The organism is Pseudomonas sp. ICMP 460 (assembly GCF_002723595.1).
Classification (GTDB): Bacteria; Pseudomonadota; Gammaproteobacteria; order Pseudomonadales; family Pseudomonadaceae; genus Aquipseudomonas; species Aquipseudomonas kitaguniensis.
The window spans coordinates 80,361-97,337 of record NZ_LKBR01000001.1 but is presented as its reverse complement, the minus strand read 5'-3'; the positions used below and the strand labels follow the sequence as shown (position 1 = coordinate 97,337).

The window sequence follows — 16,977 nt, the reverse complement described above, 5'->3', positions numbered from 1 at the left end:
GTGCCCATTGGACGTAAGTCTAGGTCGACAAAAGTCGCACCAAACTAGGGAAAAACCTTACATGACTATCGTCCAAACCCCGTAAAACGCCCACTAGGCAAACTTTCCGACGAAGTGCACATTGAACGCACTTCTGCAGATGTCTGACGAGTGTGCTGGGAGATTGATGAAAACTGCTGAGAAATGTATGTCCGACCACGATATTTTGAGCGATGCCGAGCGTGAGGCGTTGAACGCTGTGATGCTGGAGCCCGATTTACCGCCACAACGGGTGTTGATTGTCGACGATGACAAGGACGCGCGCGAATTACTGGCGGAGATCCTGGGCCTGGACGGCATTCGCTGCATGACCGCCGAAAGTGGCGAGGCAGCGTTGGACTTACTGAACGCCAGCAGCTCCATTGGGCTGTTGATTACCGACTTGCGAATGGCGCCGAGCAGCGGTTTGGAATTGATTCGTCAGGTGCGCAGCTCTACCCGCGCGGCGCTGCCGATTATCATTATGTCGGGTGATGCCGAAGCGCCGGATGTGATTGATGCGATGCATTTGAGCGTGGTGGACTTTTTGCTCAAGCCGATTGATAGCGTGAAATTGGCGAAAATGGTCAAGCGCGAGTTGGGGATGGCTTCGTGATGGTTGATGGTTGAAGGTTGATGGTTGTGGCGAATGTCAGGGCCTCATCGCGAGCAAGCCCGCTCCCACCTGTTTGACCGTGTAGGTTGCTTGTTAAAAAGCCCTGATCTTTCGATCAGGGCTTTTTTATTTACAGGCCGTTTTTAGCTTTGAACTCCCGACGCCTGCGGTGCAACACCGGCTCGGTGTAGCCGTTGGGTTGCCTGGTGCCTTCAATCACCAACTCCAGCGCGGCTTGAAACGCGATGTTGCTGTCGAAATCCGGCGCCAGTGGGCGGTACAGCGCATCCCCGGCATTTTGGCGGTCTACCACCGGCGCCATGCGCTTGAAGCTTTCCAGCACTTGGGCCTGGTTGACGATGCCGTGGCGCAACCAGTTGGCGATGTGCTGGCTGGAGATGCGCAGGGTGGCGCGGTCTTCCATCAGGCCGACGTCATTGATGTCCGGCACTTTCGAACAGCCGACGCCTTGGTCAATCCAGCGCACCACATAACCGAGAATGCCCTGAGCGTTGTTGTCCAGCTCGTTGCGGATTTCTTCGTCGGACCAATCGGTGTTGCTGGCCAGCGGAATGCTCAGGATGTCGTCTACCGAGGCGCGCTCACGCTTGGCCAATTCGGCCTGACGCGCGAACACATCAACCTTGTGATAATGCAGCGCGTGCAGTACCGCCGCCGTCGGCGAGGGCACCCACGCGGTGTTGGCACCCGCCAATGGGTGAGCGATTTTCTGTTCAAGCATCGCGGCCATCAGGTCGGGCATTGCCCACATGCCTTTGCCAATTTGCGCACGACCTTGCAGGCCCGTGCTCAAGCCGATATCGACGTTCCAGTTTTCGTAGGCGCCGATCCATTTCTCGGCCTTCATGGCTGCTTTGCGCACCATCGCGCCCGCTTCCATGGAGGTGTGGATTTCATCGCCGGTACGGTCGAGGAAGCCAGTGTTGATAAACACCACGCGCTCGCTGGCCGCTTGGATGCAGGCCTTGAGGTTGACCGTGGTGCGGCGCTCCTCATCCATGATGCCGACCTTAAGGGTGTTGCGCGGCAGGTTAAGCACGTCTTCGATGCGGCCGAACAGCTCGTTGGTAAACGCCGCTTCTTGCGGGCCATGCATCTTCGGCTTAACGATGTACACCGAGCCAGTGCGGCTGTTTTTGCGGGTGCTGTTACTGCTGAGGCTGTGAATCGCCGCGAGGCTGGTGAGCAAGCCGTCGAGAATGCCTTCGGGCACTTCGTTGCCGTGTTGGTCGAGGATCGCGTCGATGGTCATCAGGTGGCCGACGTTGCGCACAAACAGCAGCGAACGGCCATGCAGCGTCACACCCTGGCCATCCACGCCGGTATACACGCGGTCGGCGTTCATGGTGCGGGTGAAGGTTTTGCCGCCCTTGGCCACCTCTTCGGCGAGGTCGCCTTTCATCAGGCCGAGCCAGTTGCGGTAGATCACCACTTTGTCATCGGCATCGACGGCGGCAACCGAGTCTTCGCAGTCCATGATGGTGGTCAGTGCGGCTTCCATCAGCACATCTTTGACGCCGGCGGCGTCGGTCTGGCCGACCGCCGTGCTGGCGTCGATTTGTATTTCAAAATGCAGGCCGTGGTTTTTCAGGAGTATCGCGATCGGTTGCGCGGTGTCGCCTTGAAAACCGATCAACTGTGCATCATCGCGCAGGCCGCTGTTGCTGCCGCCTTTGAGGCTGACGATCAGCTTGCCATCAACGATCTTGTAGCCGGTGGAGTCGACATGGCTGCCGGCGCTGAGCGGCGCGGCTTGGTCGAGGAAGGCGCGGGCGAAGGCGATCACCTTGTCGCCGCGGACTTTGTTGTAGCCCTGGCCTTTTTCGGCGCCGCCGGCTTCGCTGATGGCGTCTGTGCCATACAGCGCGTCATACAGCGAGCCCCAGCGCGCGTTGGACGCGTTGAGCGCGAAACGCGCGTTCATCACCGGCACGACCAGTTGCGGGCCTGCCATGCGCGCGATTTCGTCATCGACGTTTTGCGTTGAGGCCTGGAAGTCTGCGGCTTCCGGCAGCAGGTAGCCAATCTCTTGCAGGAAGGCTTTGTAGGCCACCGGGTCGTGGGCCTGGCCTGCGTGTGCCTGGTGCCAGGTGTCGATGCGTGCCTGGAAATCATCGCGTTTGGCGAGTAAGGCTTTGTTCTTCGGTGCCAGGTCGTGAATGACCTTGTCGGCGCCGGCCCAGAACTGGTCGGCAGTGATGCCGGTGCCGGGAATGGCTTCGTGGTTGACGAAGTCGAACAGCACCTTGGCGACCTGCAGGCCACCGACTTGAACGTGTTCAGTCATTGCTTCCCTCACTCTGCGGAGCTGATGCGCTTTTCAGATTTTCATTATGTAGTGCACGGTTGGGCATACTACATGATGGCTTGCGGTTGTGAAAATTAGACTAAATACGTCGTTTAGCGACCCATTTTGGCCGTGCGGTCACACTGCGGCATCGGATGTTCTCAAGAAACTATTGGATTGTTCCAGATAAATATAAAAATGGTACACGATTTGTTTTCGTGTACGCATGCGTCCACCTTGTAAGGGCTAGCATGCCTCGTGAAAAACCCTAGCGCACCAGAGGACTTCGCCATGGACCATCTTGTACTGACTATTATCGCCGCCGACAAACCCGGTTTGGTTGAACGTATCGCGCACAACATCGCTGCCCACGGTGGCAACTGGCTGGAAAGCCGCATGGCGCACATGGCCGGGCAGTTCGCCGGTATTTTGCGCGTCAGCGTGCCTGCCCAAAGCCGTCAGGACCTGGTGAATGCGCTGGAGGACTTATCCACACAAGGCATTCGCGTGTTGGTGGGCGAGGGCAGTGCGGGGCAGGCATCGGCGTCGAAGGCGATTTTGATGACACTGGTGGGCAACGACCGGTCGGGGATTGTGCGCGAGATCACCGCGCTATTGAGCCAGCAGGGCGTCAACCTGGAGCGCTTGAGCACGGATGTACGCCCCGCACCGATGAGCGGTGACCCGCTGTTTAATGCCGAGGCATTGTTGCGAGTGCCGTCAACGTTGTCGTTAGAGGCGTTGCAGACGTCGTTGGAAACCCTGGCGGATGATTTGATGGTGGAGCTGCGCAACGAGGAATAATCATCCACAGGGTTATGCATGGAAATCTTGCATGGGCCTGTGGATAACCTTGGGGTGAATGCCTGCAAGCCACACCGGCTTTGGCTTGCAAGAGGTTGTACGTTATTTGATCAGCGTTTGCGCACGGTCAGCCAGGCGTCCACGCTGTACACCACCAGCCCGGCCCAGATAAACGCGAACGCGATCAGCGTGCTCGGCGCGAGCTGTTCACCGAACAGCAGCACCGCTTCCAACAGCACCAGCGTGGGCGCTACGTACTGCAAAAAGCCCAATGCGGTGTAGGGCAAATGCCGTGCGGCGGCGTTGAAGCACACCAATGGCACCAACGTGATTGGGCCAGCGGCCACCAGCCACCAGGCTTCGGAGGTACTCCAGAAGGCCAGTTGCGCAGTGTGCGCCGACGGGTTGAACAGCAACCATGCGACGGCAATCGGCACCAGCATCCAGGTTTCCACCACCAGCCCCGGCAACGCCTTGACCGGCGCCTGCTTGCGGATCAAACCGTAGAAGCCAAACGTCAGCGCCAGCACCAGCGACACCCACGGCAAGCTACCGACTTGCCACACTTGTTGCGCCACGCCCAGCGCTGCCAGCCCCACGGCTACCCACTGCAAACGACGCAGGCGTTCGCCCAGAATCAGCATGCCCAGCAGCACGTTGACCAAGGGGTTGATGTAGTAACCGAGGCTCGCCTCCAGCATGCGCCCGCTGTTGACCGACCACACATAGGTCAGCCAGTTGCCCGCAATCAATGAGCCACTGAGTGCCAGAATCGCCAGGCGCTTGGGGTTGTCGCGCAGTTCACGCAACCAGCCGGGGTGTTTCCACACCATCAACAGCAAACCGCCGAACAGCGCGGACCACAACACGCGGTGCACGATGATTTCGGCGGCAGGCACGCTGGCGATGGCTTTGAAGTAGAGCGGGAACAGGCCCCAGCAGATATAGGCGCTGAGGCCCAGAATGTACCCCTTGCGGGGGTTGGCGGCGTGCATTGCAGAATCCTTGCTCGGGCAGCTGACAAAGCGCAATTGTAAGGATTTTTGTCAGCCGATGGGATCTGCTTTGCCTGATGTGAGAGGGAGCACGCTCTCTCCCACATGCGCAATGGTCAGAACAGCTTGAGCGGTTCTTCGTTAAGTGCCGACAGTTGCTCACGCAACGCCAATACCTGATCGCCCCAGTAGCGCTCGCTGCCAAACCACGGAAAGCTGTGCGGGAACGCCGGGTCATCCCAACGCCGCGCGAGCCAGGCGCTGTAATGCATCAGGCGCAAGGCGCGCAGGGGTTCGATCAACGCCAGTTCGCGTGGGTCGAAGTCGTGGAATTCCTGGTAACCGTCCATCAACTCCGACAGTTGGCCGAGGCATTCCTGGCGGTCGCCCGCGAGCATCATCCACAAGTCCTGCACGGCCGGGCCCATGCGGCAGTCGTCGAGGTCGACGATATGAAACATTTCATCGCGGCACATCATGTTGCCGGGGTGGCAATCGCCGTGCATGCGGATGTTTTTGTGCGGCGTGGCTTTGTAGACTTCTTCGACGCGCTTGAGCAGGTCGCGGGCCACGGACTCGTAAGCCGGCAGCAGGCTTTTGGGAATGAAGTTACCTTCCAGCAAGGTGTTGAGGGAGTCGTGACCGAAGTTCTTTACCCCCAACGCTTCGCGGTGTTCGAACGGGCGGGTTGAACCCACCGCGTGCAAACGGCCGAGCAATTGCCCAAGGCGATGCAACTGGTCGAGGTTGCCCGGCTCCGGCGCACGGCCACCGCGGCGCGGGAACAGGGTAAAGCGGAAACCTGCGTGTTCGAACAGGCTTTCGCCGTTGTGGATCATCGGGGCGACCACCGGCACCTCGCATTCGGCCAATTCGAACGTAAAGCGGTGTTCTTCGAGGATCGCTTCGGTGGTCCAGCGCTGGGGCCGGTAGAACTTGGCGATCAGCGGCTCGGAGTCTTCAATACCCACTTGGTAAACACGATTTTCGTAGCTGTTGAGCGCCAGCACGCGAGCATCGCTGAGGAAACCGATACTTTCGACAGCATCGAGTACCAGGTCGGGGGTGAGTGTTTCAAACGGATGGGCCATGCGAACTCCTGCGCGCAGCAGGTCGCCGCGTCCGGCCCGGTATGGTAACGCACCAAGGGCTGGATAGGTGGTGACTGTGCCACCGCCATCGCGAGCAAGCCCGCGCCCACCGTTAAAGCTGTGGGCGCGGGCTTGTGTGGGAGCGGGCTTGCTCGCGATGAGGCCCAATCAGGCGCCGACGATCCCCCCGTCATCCCGCCGAATCGCCATCACCGACGAGCGCGGCTTGCCGTTCGGCAGGTGCTCCGGCCAGGTCGAACCACCGGTTTCGCCGGGATGCTGAATCCCCACAAACAGGGTTTTTTGATCCGGCGAGAAGCTGATGCCGGTGACTTCACACGCCACCGGCCCGACCATAAACCGGCGTATCTCGCCGGTACTCGGGTCAGCGCACAGCATCTGGTTATTGCCCATGCCGGCAAAGTCGCCGGCGTTGCTGTAGTCGCCGTCGGTCAGGATCCACAGGCGCCCGGCCTTGTCGAAACCCAAGCCATCGGGGCTGTTGAACATGTTCTGCGGGTTGATGTTGGACGAGCCACCCTTCGGCGTACCGGCATGCACGCCGGGGTTGCCGGCGACCACAAACAGGTCCCAACTGAAGGTGCTCGCGCCGTGGTTACCCGCATCGGCTTTCCAGCGCAAAATCTGCCCGTAGAGGTTTTTCTCGCGCGGGTTGGGGCCGCCCACCGGCTGGCCGTCTTCGCCGCGCTTGGCGTTGTTGGTCAGGGTGCAATAAACCTGGCCGTCGGTGGGGCTGACCACGATCCATTCCGGGCGGTCCATGCGCGTGGCTTTCACCACGCTGGCGGCCAGGCGCGCGTGGATCAGCACTTCGGCCTGGCTGGCGAAACCGCTGCTGGCGTCGATGCCGTTTTTACCGTGCGTCAGCTCAACCCACTGGCCTTTGCCCTTGGGGTGGTCAGCGTTGCCGTCGCCCGCGTCGAAAATCGCGACGAACAAGGTGCCGTGGTCGAGCAGGTCTTTGTTGGCCTTGGGGTTCTTGTGGTTGATCTTGTCGCGGCTGACGAACTTGTAGATGAACTCACCGCGCTCGTCATCGCCCATGTACACCACGGCGCGACCGTCGCGGGTTTCAGCGAGGGCGGCGTTTTCGTGTTTGAACCGGCCCAGGGCGGTGCGCTTGGCCGGAATGGATTGCGGGTCGAAGGGGTCAATTTCAACCACCCAACCATGACGGTTGAGTTCGTTGGGGTTTTTGGCCATGTCGAAACGCGGGTCGTGCGGGTGCCAATTGATCTCTTTGCTGGCCGCCACTACGCCATAGCGCTTTTGCCCGGCGTCGAAGGTTTGCTGTGGGTTGCTGCTGCCAAAGCAGTCGGTGAAGTTCTCTTCGCAGGTCAGATAAGTGCCCCACGGCGTCTTGCCGTTGGCGCAGTTCTGGAACGTACCGAGAACCTTCTTGCCGGAGGGGTCGGCGCTGGTTTTCAGCCACGCGTGGCCGGCCGCCGGGCCGCTCAGGCGGATCGGCGAATTGCCGTGGATGCGCCGGTTGTAGCGCGAGTCCTGCACAAACTGCCAGGTGTCGCCCTTGCGTCGCACTTCGATCACCGACACACCTTCGGTGGCCAGCGCCTTGCGCACGTCGTCGGCCGATTGCGGCGCGCCGCCGTGCGGGTAGAGGTAGCGGTAGTTGGTGTATTCGTTGTTGATCGCCATCAATGCGCGAGTGTCGTCGCCGGGGAACGCGAACAGGCTCATGCCGTCGTTGTTGTCACCGAATTGCTGCTCTTGGGCGACAGCCGTGCCGTTGCCGGACGGGTCAAACGCCGGCGCATTTTTATGCAGCGGCTGGCCCCAGCTGATCAGCACCGAGGCGCTGTAGCCTGGCGGCAATGTGATGGCGTCGCTGGTGGCGGCGGCGATGCTGGTGAAACCCAGCAGCGGGCTGGCGGTGGCGGCGTTGACGGCCAAGGCGCTGCGGGTCAGCAGGTTGCCGCCCAAAAACATCGCGGCACCGCACAGGGCGCCCGCGCCGATGAAACGGCGGCGGGTGAGGCCGACCATGGTTTCGAGGTCGGTGGCTTGGTTTTCTTCTAATAGGCTCATGCAAGGCTCCCTGCGGTTTTTGCAGACACCTTAAGCAGCGGCCATGACGAAATTGTTGCAGTTTGAAGGCGCGTGCAGCGCGCTCGCCGCTACACCGGCGTGCCGAGCAACACATTGCTGGGCGCAAATTGCACCTGGGTCGGCAGCCCTTCGGCAGCGCCTTGGGCCTTGAGCGCGGCGGGCTGCGCCAGCGCGCACAAAACCTGACCGTTAGGCAGGCTGATGCGCACTTCGCTGGGGCCGTCATCGGCGTCGAGAATCGTCTCGATAACACCGCTCATGCAATTGTGTCCAGGTGTTGCAGCTTGCCCAATGGCAAGCAATTCGAGCCAACCGGCCTTGATCAAGGCGACCACTTCCACACCGGTTTCCAGCTCCAGCCGCTGTGTGCTGTCGTGGGTGATTTGCGCAGTCAGGCTAAGGCCGCCCGACAGTTGCAGCCTGATCACGTCGTTGCGGCCATGGCGCTCGATTGCGCTGACCTGGCCGTGCAATTGGTTGCGCGCGCTGGTGCGCAGCATCAAGCGGCCGAGCAGGTTGAAGTCGCTCGCGTCCTGGTCCGAGCCCAACACTTGCGCCTGCAACAGCTGCAAGCGCTGATACAGGCGCAACACGCGCTCACCTTCGGCGGTCAACTTGGCACCGCCGCCGCCTTTGCCGCCGACACTGCGTTCGACCAGCGGTTTTTGCGCCAAATTGTTCAGTTCATCGATGGCGTCCCATGCCGCCTTGTAACTCAGCCCGGCGCTTTTGGCCGCGCGGGTGATCGAACCCTGCTCGGCGATGTGCGCGAGCAAGGCAATGCGCTGTGGGCGGCGGATGATGTGTTGGCTGAGGGAAGTCGGCAGAGACATGTGGATACGCTTCGATGAGGTCTGTGGACGTTGCAGGCGCGGCACGCGCGAGTCAAGTCATGTGCCCGGTTTGGGCGTGCGCGCCAGGCAATACACGTCGACCTGTTGCGCACCGGCGTCCATCAACAAGCGCGCCAGGCTGTGGGCGGTGGCGCCGGTGGTCAGCACATCGTCCACCAGCGCGAAGTGCAGGCCTTGCGCTTGAGCGCCGGGTGCCAGTGCAAACGCACTCAGCAGGTTGCGGTGACGGCTTTTGGCGTCGAGGGCTTGTTGCGCGATGGTTTCATGCGGGCGTAACAACAGGTGTTCATCGTGCTGAAGGTTGAGGTCTTGGCTGAGCCAGCGCGCGAGCATCAATGCCTGGTTAAAGCCGCGCTCGCGCAGGCGTTTGCGCGCCATCGGCACCGCCAGCAGGCAGTCGGGTCGGGTAAGTTCGGCGTTGTCGAAGCGGTGTTGCAGGTGCTGGCCCAGCGCGCGCGCGAGCAGGCGGCCAAGTGGCCAGCGCGATTGATGCTTGAAGCGGCTGATGAGGGTGTCGACGGGAAAGCTGTAGGTCCAGGGCGCAATCACCTGTTTAAACGCAGGCGGTTTTTTCTGGCATTGGCCACAGATCAAACCGTCCATCGGCAACGGTAAGGCGCACACCTCGCACTGTTCCATCAGCCAGGGCAGCTCGGATTCGCAGACGCTGCACATGCTCTCGGCGGATTCGGTGGATTCATCACAGATTAAACATGTTTGGTTGCTTTTTAACCAGTTGTAAACTTGGTGTTTGTATCCAGGTTGACAGTGCATGCATCTTCCTTAAATATGCCGAGCATCCGTGTCGCGCCTGTGGGTATTGCCCTTCCCACAGCGTTTGCCCAAGCATAATGAAGGAATTGCCCATGAGCGCCAGCACCACTGCCACCCTGCGTCACGATTGGTCCCTTGCCGAAGTCAAAGCGCTGTTTGTGCAGCCTTTCAATGACCTGTTGTTCCAGGCGCAGACCGTGCACCGCGCGCATTTCGACGCTAATCGCGTGCAGGTCTCGACCTTGCTGTCGATCAAAACCGGCGCGTGCCCGGAAGATTGCAAATATTGTCCGCAGTCGGGCCACTACAACACTGGCCTGGAAAAAGAAAAGCTGATGGAAGTGCAGAAGGTCCTCGAAGAGGCGGCCCGCGCCAAGGCCATCGGTTCGACGCGTTTCTGCATGGGCGCGGCGTGGAAACACCCGTCGGCCAAAGACATGCCGTACGTGCTGGAGATGGTCAAAGGCGTGAAAGCCATGGGCCTGGAAACCTGCATGACCCTCGGTCGCCTTGACCAGGACCAGACCGAAGCGCTGGCGCAGGCAGGCCTGGACTACTACAACCACAACCTCGACACGTCGCCGGAATTCTACGGTTCGATCATCACCACGCGCACCTACGGCGAGCGCCTGCAAACGCTGGCCTATGTGCGTGATTCGGGGATGAAGATCTGCTCCGGCGGCATCCTCGGCATGGGCGAGTCGCTCGACGACCGCGCCAACCTGCTGATCCAACTGGCCAACCTGCCGGAGCATCCAGAGTCGGTGCCGATCAACATGCTGGTGAAGGTGGCTGGTACGCCGCTGGAAAACGCCGAAGACATCGACCCGTTCGACTTCATCCGCATGCTCGCGGTGGCGCGCATTCTGATGCCGCAATCACATGTGCGCCTGTCGGCAGGCCGTGAAGCCATGAACGAGCAGATGCAAGCCTTGGCGTTCTTCGCCGGTGCCAACTCGATTTTCTACGGCGACAAACTGCTGACCACGGCCAACCCGCAGGCCGACAAGGACATGCAACTGTTCTCGCGCCTCGGCATCCTGCCGGAAGCCCGCGAAGAACATGCTGATGAAGTGCATCAGGCCGCGATCGAGCAAGCGTTGGTCGAGCAAAAGAGCAGCGAGCAGTTCTATAACGCCGCTGTCTGATCATTCCACTTTGGAACGCAGGCCAACCTGTGGGAGCGGGCTTGCTCGCGAAAGCGCCGGATCAGTCACCTTATGTATTGGCTGACAAAGCGTATTCGCGAGCAAGCCCGCTCCCACAGGGTTGACCGTGTTCAACCTGATCGACCGAGGCCTGCATGTCTTTTGATCTCGCCGCGCGCCTCGCTGCCCGCCGTGCCGAAAACCTTTATCGTCAACGGCCAACACTGCAAAGCCCCCAAGGCCCGCAAGTGGTGGTCGATGGCCAGCCATTGCTGGCGTTCTGCAACAACGACTACCTGGGCTTGGCCAATCATCCACAGGTGATCGAAGCCTGGCGCGCCGGTGCCTCGCGTTGGGGCGTCGGCGGCGGCGCTTCGCATTTGGTGGTTGGCCATTCCACGCCTCATCATCAGTTGGAAGAAGCCCTGGCTGAGTTCACCGGTCGCCCGCGCGCGCTGCTGTTTACCACCGGCTATATGGCCAACCTGGGCGCGGTGACGGCGTTGGTGGGGCAGGGCGATACGGTGCTGGAAGACCGCCTCAACCATGCTTCGTTGCTGGATGCCGGTTTACTCTCCGGCGCGCGTTTCAACCGTTACCTGCACAACGACGCCGCAAGCCTGGCCAAACGCCTGGAGAAAGCCACCGGCAATACACTGGTGGTCACCGACGGCGTGTTCAGCATGGACGGCGACCTCGCCGACTTGCCGGCGCTGGCGCGTGAAGCGCGCGCCAAGGGCGCCTGGTTGATGGTGGACGATGCCCACGGGTTCGGCCCGTTGGGTGCCCACGGCGGCGGTATTGTCGAGCATTTCGGCTTGAGCCAGGAAGACGTGCCGGTGCTGGTCGGCACTTTGGGCAAAGCGTTCGGCACCGCCGGGGCGTTTGTGGCGGGCAGTGAAGAGCTGATCGAAAGCCTGATCCAGTTCGCCCGGCCTTATATCTACACCACCAGCCAACCGCCGGCCCAAGCCTGCGCCACGCTGAAAAGCCTGGCGCTGCTGCGCACCGAGCATTGGCGGCGCGAGCATCTGAATGGCCTGATCCGCCAGTTCCGCCAGGGCGCCGAGCAGATCGGCCTGGCCTTGATGGACAGCTTTACGCCGATTCAGCCGATCAGGGTGGGCGACAGCGCCAAGGCCATGCGCCTGTCGCAGATGCTGCGCGAACGCGGGCTGATGGTCACCGCGATTCGCCCGCCCACCGTGCCTGCCGGCAGCGCGCGTTTGCGCGTCACATTGACGGCGGCGCACAGCGCGGCGCAGGTGCAGCTATTGTTAAACGCGTTGGAGGAGTGTTTCCGCTTGTTAAGCGTCACGGAGCCCGAGCATGCGTGATCAACTGATATTGCTGCCCGGCTGGGGCCTCGGTGTATCGCCGCTGGAGCCTTTGGCCGCCGCCTTGCGCGGGCTCGACGAACACCTGCACGTGCACATCGAACCGCTGCCGCCGCTGGCTTCCAGCGACCTCGATGAATGGCTCGACGAACTCGATGCCACGCTGCCGGACAACGCCTGGCTGGGCGGCTGGTCCTTGGGCGGCATGCTTGCCTCTGAGCTGGCGGCGCGCCGTGGCGAACGCTGCTGCGGCCTGCTGACGCTGGCGAGTAACCCGTGTTTCGTCGCCCACGCAGGCTGGCCCAGCGCGATGCCTGCCGAAACCTTTGATGCGTTCCTCGCCGGTTGCCATGCCGACTCCCACGTCACCCTCAAACGCTTCGGTTTGTTGTGCGCCAAGGGCGCCGAGGACCCACGCGGGCTGTCACGTTTGCTGGTCAGCGGTGCACCGAATGCGCCCTCCAGCGTGTTGATGCCGGGCCTTGAACTGCTCGCTCAGCTCGACACGCGCGAGGCGTTGCTGGCTTATCGTGGCCCGCAACTGCACCTGTTTGCCGGCAGCGATGGGCTGGTGCCGGCCGAGGCCGCGGTTGACCTGCTGACCCTGCTGCCGGATGTCGAAATCGGCCTGATTGAACGGGCGGGTCACGCTTTTCTTCTGGAAGACCCCCACGGTGTCGCGGGGGCCATCCAGGCTTTTTTGCATGAGTGCGTTGATGACTGATTTATCCAATCCGCCCTTGCCGGGCGCCTTGCCGGACAAGCGCCAGGTCGCCGCGTCCTTTTCGCGAGCCGCCGCCAGTTACGACAGCGTGGCCGAGTTGCAGCGCGCGGTGGGCAGCCAATTGTTGGCGCGTTTGCCGGCTGCCGCCGCGCCGCATCGCTGGCTGGACATGGGCTGTGGCACGGGCTTTTTCAGCCGCATGTTGGGCCAGCGCTTACCGGCCAGCGAGGGTATAGCGCTGGACATCGCTGAAGGCATGCTGCAATACGCGCGGCCATTGGGCGGCGCCGAGTATTTCATCGCCGGTGACGCCGAGCGCCTGCCGCTTGCGGGCGATAGTTGCGGGCTGATTTTCTCGAGCCTGGCGGTGCAATGGTGTGCGAATTTCGATGCGGTACTCAGCGAGGCCTGTCGCGTGCTGCAACCCGGTGGCGTGCTGGCGTTCGCGAGCCTGTGCGTGGGCACGCTGGCTGAGTTGCGCGAAAGCTGGCGCGCCGCCGATGGCCTGGTGCACGTCAACCGCTTCCGCACCTTCGAGGCCTATCAACAACTGTGCGCCGCCAGCGGCTTGCGCGTGCTGAGCCTGGAGCGCCAGCCGCATGTGCTGCATTACCCGGACGTGCGCAGCCTCACCCACGAACTCAAAGCCTTGGGCGCACACAACCTCAACCCCGGCCGCCCGGGAGGGTTGACGGGGCGCGCGCGGGTTGTTGCACTGGTAGAGGCTTACGAGCAGTTCCGTCAGGCCCAAGGCCTGCCCGCCACTTATCAAGTGGTGTACGCCGTACTGGAGAAACCTTTATGAGCGCCGCTTATTTCATCACCGGCACCGACACCGATGTTGGCAAAACCACCATCGCCGCCGGCCTGCTGCATGCCGCGCGGCTTGCGGGCAAAAGCACGGCCGCCGGAAAACCGGTGGCCTCGGGCTGCCAGGTGACGCCCAAAGGTTTGCGCAATGCCGACGCCCTCGCGCTGCTGGCGCAGTGTTCGTTGCCGCTGAGCTATGCCGAGGTCAACCCGGTGGCGTTCGAGCCTGCCATCGCGCCTCACTTGGCCGCGCGTGAAGCGGGCGTTGCCTTGACCGTGCAATCGCTGTTGACGCCGATGCAAAAAATCCTCGCGCGCCAAGCCGATTTCACCTTGATCGAAGGCGCGGGCGGCTGGCGTGTGCCGCTGGCCGACCAGGACAATCTGTCGGACTTGGCCATCGCGCTCAAGCTGCCGGTGATCCTGGTGGTGGGCGTGCGCTTGGGCTGCATCAGCCATGCTTTGCTCACCGCCGAAGCGATTGCGCGTGACGGTTTGCCATTGGCAGGTTGGGTGGCGAATATCATCGAGCCCAAGACCTCTCGTCTGGAAGAAAACCTCGCCACCTTGGCCGAGCGCTTGCCTGCACCGTGTTTGGGCCGCGTGCCGAAACTCAAGCACGCCAGTGCCGAGGCGGTGGCCGAGCACCTGGAGTTGGACCTGCTTGACTGATTTTGGCTATCGACAAGGCACTGTGCCATTATTGTTTTTTACGGGCCTTTTGCCGGGATGTCTGCTTCAATTCAGCTTCACGATCCTCTAAAGGCAGGTTTACGCCATGGACATCTCTGGAAGCAGCGCGTTTTATTCGGGCCTGAGCACTATTCAGGCCGGGCAGAACCGTGTCGACCAGGCTGCCGGCAAAATCGCCAGCGCGGCGACGACTCAGCCATCCGCTGCACAAAGCGACCGCTTGCAAGCCAATGACCGCGCCCAGCCGAGCAACTCGGCGAGCAACATGGTTGAAATGGCCCAAGGCAAATTCCAAGTGGAGTTGGGCGCAAAAGTCGCCAAGGCTTCGGACGAAATGCTTGGCACGTTGATCGATACCTACGCCTGAACCGCGCTTTTCAGCTCAAAAGCGCTTTGTGGGAGCGGGCTTGCTCGCGATGCAATCAACCCGGTCTACCGATGTAACGCAGTGCCTGCATCGCGAGCAAGCCCGCTCCCACATTTGATTGGTGGCGCCTTAGCTGGCGTTGGCGTGTTTAGCGCTTTGGCAATCGATCACCATTCCCTTTGCATCTTTGCTGGCTGCGGCAAGCCGCCGCAGGCGTTGCCGTGCGCGTTGCTGACCTGCATCAAGACAAACGGCATCCGAGCGACCCTTGACAAGGGTAGGTCGTAAACGTATGTTTCAAACATCTGTTTGACCGCCATTACACATCCATGCGGTTGTTCATCCCAGCTACATCAGCAGAGGTTTATCGCTATGCCTGACTACAAGGCCCCCTTGCGTGATATTCGCTTCGTTCGTGACGAACTGCTCGGTTATGAAGCCCATTATCAGAGCCTGCCGGCTTGCCAGGACGCTACCCCGGACATGGTTGACGCCATTCTTGAGGAAGGCGCCAAGTTTTGTGAGCAAGTGCTGGCGCCGTTGAACCGCGTGGGTGACATCGAAGGGTGCACGTGGAGCGAGTCAGGCGTTAAAACCCCTACTGGTTTCAAAGAAGCTTACAAACAGTTTGTTGAAGGCGGCTGGCCTAGCCTGGCCCACGACGTGGAGCACGGCGGCCAAGGCCTGCCGGAATCGCTGGGTTTGGCCGTGAGCGAAATGGTCGGTGAAGCCAACTGGTCGTGGGGCATGTACCCAGGCCTGTCGCACGGTGCGATGAACACCATTTCCGAACACGGTACGCCTGAGCAGCAAGACGCCTACCTGACCAAGCTGGTGTCGGGCGAATGGACCGGCACCATGTGCCTGACCGAGCCGCACTGCGGCACCGACCTGGGCATGCTGCGCACCAAGGCTGAGCCGCAGGCCGATGGCAGCTACAAAGTCTCCGGCACCAAGATCTTCATCTCGGCCGGTGAACACGACATGGCCGATAACATCGTCCACATCGTACTGGCGCGCCTGCCGGATGCACCGGCCGGCACCAAAGGCATCTCGCTGTTTATCGTGCCTAAATTCATGCCCAACGCAGACGGTTCGATTGGCGCGCGCAACGCGGTGACCTGTGGTTCCCTGGAACACAAAATGGGCATCCACGGTAACGCCACGTGCGTGATGAACTTTGACGCGGCCACCGGTTTTCTGATCGGCCCGGCGAACAAAGGCCTGAACTGCATGTTCACCTTTATGAACACCGCTCGCCTGGGCACCGCGCTGCAAGGCCTGGCCCACGCCGAGATCGGTTTTCAGGGCGGCCTGAAATACGCTCGCGACCGCCTGCAAATGCGTTCGCTGACTGGCCCCAAAGCGCCGGAAAAAGCGGCTGACCCGATCATCGTGCACCCTGATGTGCGCCGCATGCTGTTGACCATGAAGGCCTTCGCCGAAGGCAACCGTGCGATGGTGTACTTCACCGCCAAGCAAGTCGACATCGTCAAGTACGGCACCGACGACGAAGCCAAAAAACAGGCTGATGGCCTGCTGGCCTTCATGACCCCAATCGCCAAGGCGTTCATGACCGAAGTCGGTTTTGAATCCGCCAACCACGGCGTGCAGGTCTACGGCGGCCACGGCTTCATCGCCGAGTGGGGCATGGAGCAAAACGTTCGCGACAGCCGCATTTCGATGCTGTACGAAGGCACTACCGGCATTCAGGCGCTGGACCTGCTCGGCCGTAAAGTGTTGATGACCCAAGGCGAAGCGCTCAAGGGCTTCACCAAGATCGTGCACAAGTTCTGCCAGGCCAACGAAGGCAACGAAGCCATTACAGAATTCGTTGCACCGCTGGCCGCACTGAACAAAGAGTGGGGCGAGTTGACCATGAAAGTCGGCATGGCCGCGATGAAAGACCGTGAAGAAGTCGGTGCCGCTTCGGTGGACTACCTGATGTATTCCGGCTACGCGTGCCTGGCTTACTTCTGGGCCGACATGGCGCGCCTGGCGGCTGAAAAACTGGCTGCCGGCACCACCGAAGAAGCGTTCTACACCGCCAAGCTGCAGACCGCGCGCTTCTACTTCCAGCGCATCCTGCCGCGTACCCAGACCCACAAGGCCACCATGTTGTCGGGCGCCAATAACCTGATGGACATGAAAGAAGAGAACTTCGGCCTGGCTTACTAAGCCTTTCCGGGTTTACCTAAAGCGCCGCCGCTCCCTGACCGGAGTGGCGGCTTTTTTTGCTTGATAAAAAACCAGCGTGCGGCGCTCAGGGAATGAGGTGCCCTGCCGTTAAAGTGATGGCAATGTGATACATCGCTGCCGGTGTGTGCTTAACTGTCGCCAAGCAGGCACT

General features: G+C 61.1%; 15 protein-coding genes. 9 read left to right on the top strand and 6 right to left on the bottom strand.

All coding sequences use genetic code 11. The annotated features are described in order from the left end of the window. Nucleotides 1-187 precede the first annotated feature (187 nt). On the top strand, nucleotides 188-634 hold the full coding sequence (locus tag AO240_RS00450) for a response regulator (protein WP_058415223.1): 447 nt from the start codon (nucleotides 188-190) through the stop codon (nucleotides 632-634). 130 nt (nucleotides 635-764) lie between these two features. Here AO240_RS00450 and AO240_RS00445 read toward each other — a convergent pair whose 3' ends face one another. After that, nucleotides 765-2,942: a malate synthase G gene (locus tag AO240_RS00445; protein WP_099234731.1), complete on the bottom strand. Its 2,178-nt coding sequence runs from the start codon at nucleotides 2,940-2,942 to the stop codon at nucleotides 765-767. 291 nt (nucleotides 2,943-3,233) lie between these two features. Between AO240_RS00445 and AO240_RS00440 the strand changes: the two genes are divergently transcribed. Further along, a complete protein-coding gene (locus AO240_RS00440; RefSeq protein WP_099234730.1) occupies nucleotides 3,234-3,746 on the top strand; it encodes a glycine cleavage system protein R in 513 nt (170 codons plus the stop codon). Nucleotides 3,747-3,856: 110 nt separating this feature from the next. Here the strand turns inward: AO240_RS00440 and rarD are convergent, their stop codons facing one another. The 5 genes from rarD to AO240_RS00415 all read right to left on the bottom strand — a co-directional run bounded on the left by rarD (nucleotide 3,857) and on the right by AO240_RS00415 (nucleotide 9,548). Next, the gene (rarD, locus tag AO240_RS00435; RefSeq protein WP_058415226.1) at nucleotides 3,857-4,741 is read right to left on the bottom strand and encodes an EamA family transporter RarD; all 885 of its coding nucleotides are present in this window, start codon (nucleotides 4,739-4,741) and stop codon (nucleotides 3,857-3,859) included. Between the two features lie 116 nt (nucleotides 4,742-4,857). Beyond that, the gene (locus AO240_RS00430; RefSeq protein ID WP_099234729.1) at nucleotides 4,858-5,832 is read right to left on the bottom strand and encodes a serine/threonine protein kinase; all 975 of its coding nucleotides are present in this window, start codon (nucleotides 5,830-5,832) and stop codon (nucleotides 4,858-4,860) included. A gap of 168 nt (nucleotides 5,833-6,000) precedes the next feature. Continuing rightward, nucleotides 6,001-7,899, bottom strand: coding sequence for a PhoX family phosphatase (locus AO240_RS00425; RefSeq protein WP_099234728.1), 1,899 nt, complete (start codon nucleotides 7,897-7,899; stop codon nucleotides 6,001-6,003). 89 nt (nucleotides 7,900-7,988) lie between these two features. Beyond that, nucleotides 7,989-8,753 carry a TOBE domain-containing protein gene (locus tag AO240_RS00420; RefSeq protein ID WP_099234727.1) on the bottom strand — a complete coding sequence of 255 codons (765 nt, stop codon included), beginning with the start codon at nucleotides 8,751-8,753 and terminating at the stop codon, nucleotides 7,989-7,991. A gap of 57 nt (nucleotides 8,754-8,810) precedes the next feature. Continuing rightward, nucleotides 8,811-9,548, bottom strand: a complete 738-nt coding sequence (locus tag AO240_RS00415) for a ComF family protein (RefSeq protein ID WP_099234726.1) — start codon at nucleotides 9,546-9,548, stop codon at nucleotides 8,811-8,813. A gap of 92 nt (nucleotides 9,549-9,640) precedes the next feature. On the opposite strand from AO240_RS00415, the gene bioB reads away from it, so the two are divergent. From bioB to AO240_RS00380, 7 genes are all read left to right on the top strand, one after another. Beyond that, nucleotides 9,641-10,696 carry a biotin synthase BioB gene (gene bioB, locus AO240_RS00410; RefSeq protein WP_058415231.1) on the top strand — a complete coding sequence of 352 codons (1,056 nt, stop codon included), beginning with the start codon at nucleotides 9,641-9,643 and terminating at the stop codon, nucleotides 10,694-10,696. A gap of 155 nt (nucleotides 10,697-10,851) precedes the next feature. Next, nucleotides 10,852-12,033 (top strand): 8-amino-7-oxononanoate synthase, encoded by a 1,182-nt coding sequence (gene bioF / locus AO240_RS00405; RefSeq protein WP_099234725.1) that lies wholly within the window; start codon nucleotides 10,852-10,854, stop codon nucleotides 12,031-12,033. Continuing rightward, nucleotides 12,026-12,757 carry an alpha/beta fold hydrolase gene (locus AO240_RS00400; RefSeq protein WP_099234724.1) on the top strand — a complete coding sequence of 244 codons (732 nt, stop codon included), beginning with the start codon at nucleotides 12,026-12,028 and terminating at the stop codon, nucleotides 12,755-12,757. The genes bioF and AO240_RS00400 overlap by 8 nt, the downstream gene beginning before the upstream one ends. Next, nucleotides 12,750-13,562, top strand: coding sequence for a malonyl-ACP O-methyltransferase BioC (gene bioC / locus AO240_RS00395; RefSeq protein WP_099234723.1), 813 nt, complete (start codon nucleotides 12,750-12,752; stop codon nucleotides 13,560-13,562). The genes AO240_RS00400 and bioC overlap by 8 nt, the downstream gene beginning before the upstream one ends. Continuing rightward, nucleotides 13,559-14,239 carry a dethiobiotin synthase gene (gene bioD, locus AO240_RS00390; RefSeq protein WP_099234722.1) on the top strand — a complete coding sequence of 227 codons (681 nt, stop codon included), beginning with the start codon at nucleotides 13,559-13,561 and terminating at the stop codon, nucleotides 14,237-14,239. The genes bioC and bioD overlap by 4 nt, the downstream gene beginning before the upstream one ends. Nucleotides 14,240-14,345: 106 nt before the next feature. Further along, nucleotides 14,346-14,627: a hypothetical protein gene (locus AO240_RS00385; RefSeq protein WP_058415236.1), complete on the top strand. Its 282-nt coding sequence runs from the start codon at nucleotides 14,346-14,348 to the stop codon at nucleotides 14,625-14,627. Nucleotides 14,628-14,999: 372 nt separating this feature from the next. After that, nucleotides 15,000-16,805: a phenylacyl-CoA dehydrogenase gene (locus AO240_RS00380; RefSeq protein WP_058415237.1), complete on the top strand. Its 1,806-nt coding sequence runs from the start codon at nucleotides 15,000-15,002 to the stop codon at nucleotides 16,803-16,805. Nucleotides 16,806-16,977 lie beyond the last annotated feature (172 nt).

Bases quoted from the DNA above. Each gene is read 5' to 3' on its own strand.
- AO240_RS00415 (WP_099234726.1), bottom strand. From the start codon at position 9,548: ATGCACTGTCAACCTGGATACAAACACCAAGTTTACAACTGGTTAAAA.
- AO240_RS00430 (WP_099234729.1), bottom strand. From the start codon at position 5,832: ATGGCCCATCCGTTTGAAACACTCACCCCCGACCTGGTACTCGATGCT.
- bioD (WP_099234722.1), top strand. From the start codon at position 13,559: ATGAGCGCCGCTTATTTCATCACCGGCACCGACACCGATGTTGGCAAA.
- AO240_RS00445 (WP_099234731.1), bottom strand. From the start codon at position 2,942: ATGACTGAACACGTTCAAGTCGGTGGCCTGCAGGTCGCCAAGGTGCTG.
- AO240_RS00385 (WP_058415236.1), top strand. From the start codon at position 14,346: ATGGACATCTCTGGAAGCAGCGCGTTTTATTCGGGCCTGAGCACTATT.
- AO240_RS00400 (WP_099234724.1), top strand. From the start codon at position 12,026: ATGCGTGATCAACTGATATTGCTGCCCGGCTGGGGCCTCGGTGTATCG.
- bioB (WP_058415231.1), top strand. From the start codon at position 9,641: ATGAGCGCCAGCACCACTGCCACCCTGCGTCACGATTGGTCCCTTGCC.
- bioF (WP_099234725.1), top strand. From the start codon at position 10,852: ATGTCTTTTGATCTCGCCGCGCGCCTCGCTGCCCGCCGTGCCGAAAAC.
- AO240_RS00420 (WP_099234727.1), bottom strand. From the start codon at position 8,753: ATGTCTCTGCCGACTTCCCTCAGCCAACACATCATCCGCCGCCCACAG.
- bioC (WP_099234723.1), top strand. From the start codon at position 12,750: ATGACTGATTTATCCAATCCGCCCTTGCCGGGCGCCTTGCCGGACAAG.
- AO240_RS00380 (WP_058415237.1), top strand. From the start codon at position 15,000: ATGCCTGACTACAAGGCCCCCTTGCGTGATATTCGCTTCGTTCGTGAC.
- AO240_RS00440 (WP_099234730.1), top strand. From the start codon at position 3,234: ATGGACCATCTTGTACTGACTATTATCGCCGCCGACAAACCCGGTTTG.
- AO240_RS00450 (WP_058415223.1), top strand. From the start codon at position 188: ATGTCCGACCACGATATTTTGAGCGATGCCGAGCGTGAGGCGTTGAAC.
- AO240_RS00425 (WP_099234728.1), bottom strand. From the start codon at position 7,899: ATGAGCCTATTAGAAGAAAACCAAGCCACCGACCTCGAAACCATGGTC.
- rarD (WP_058415226.1), bottom strand. From the start codon at position 4,741: ATGCACGCCGCCAACCCCCGCAAGGGGTACATTCTGGGCCTCAGCGCC.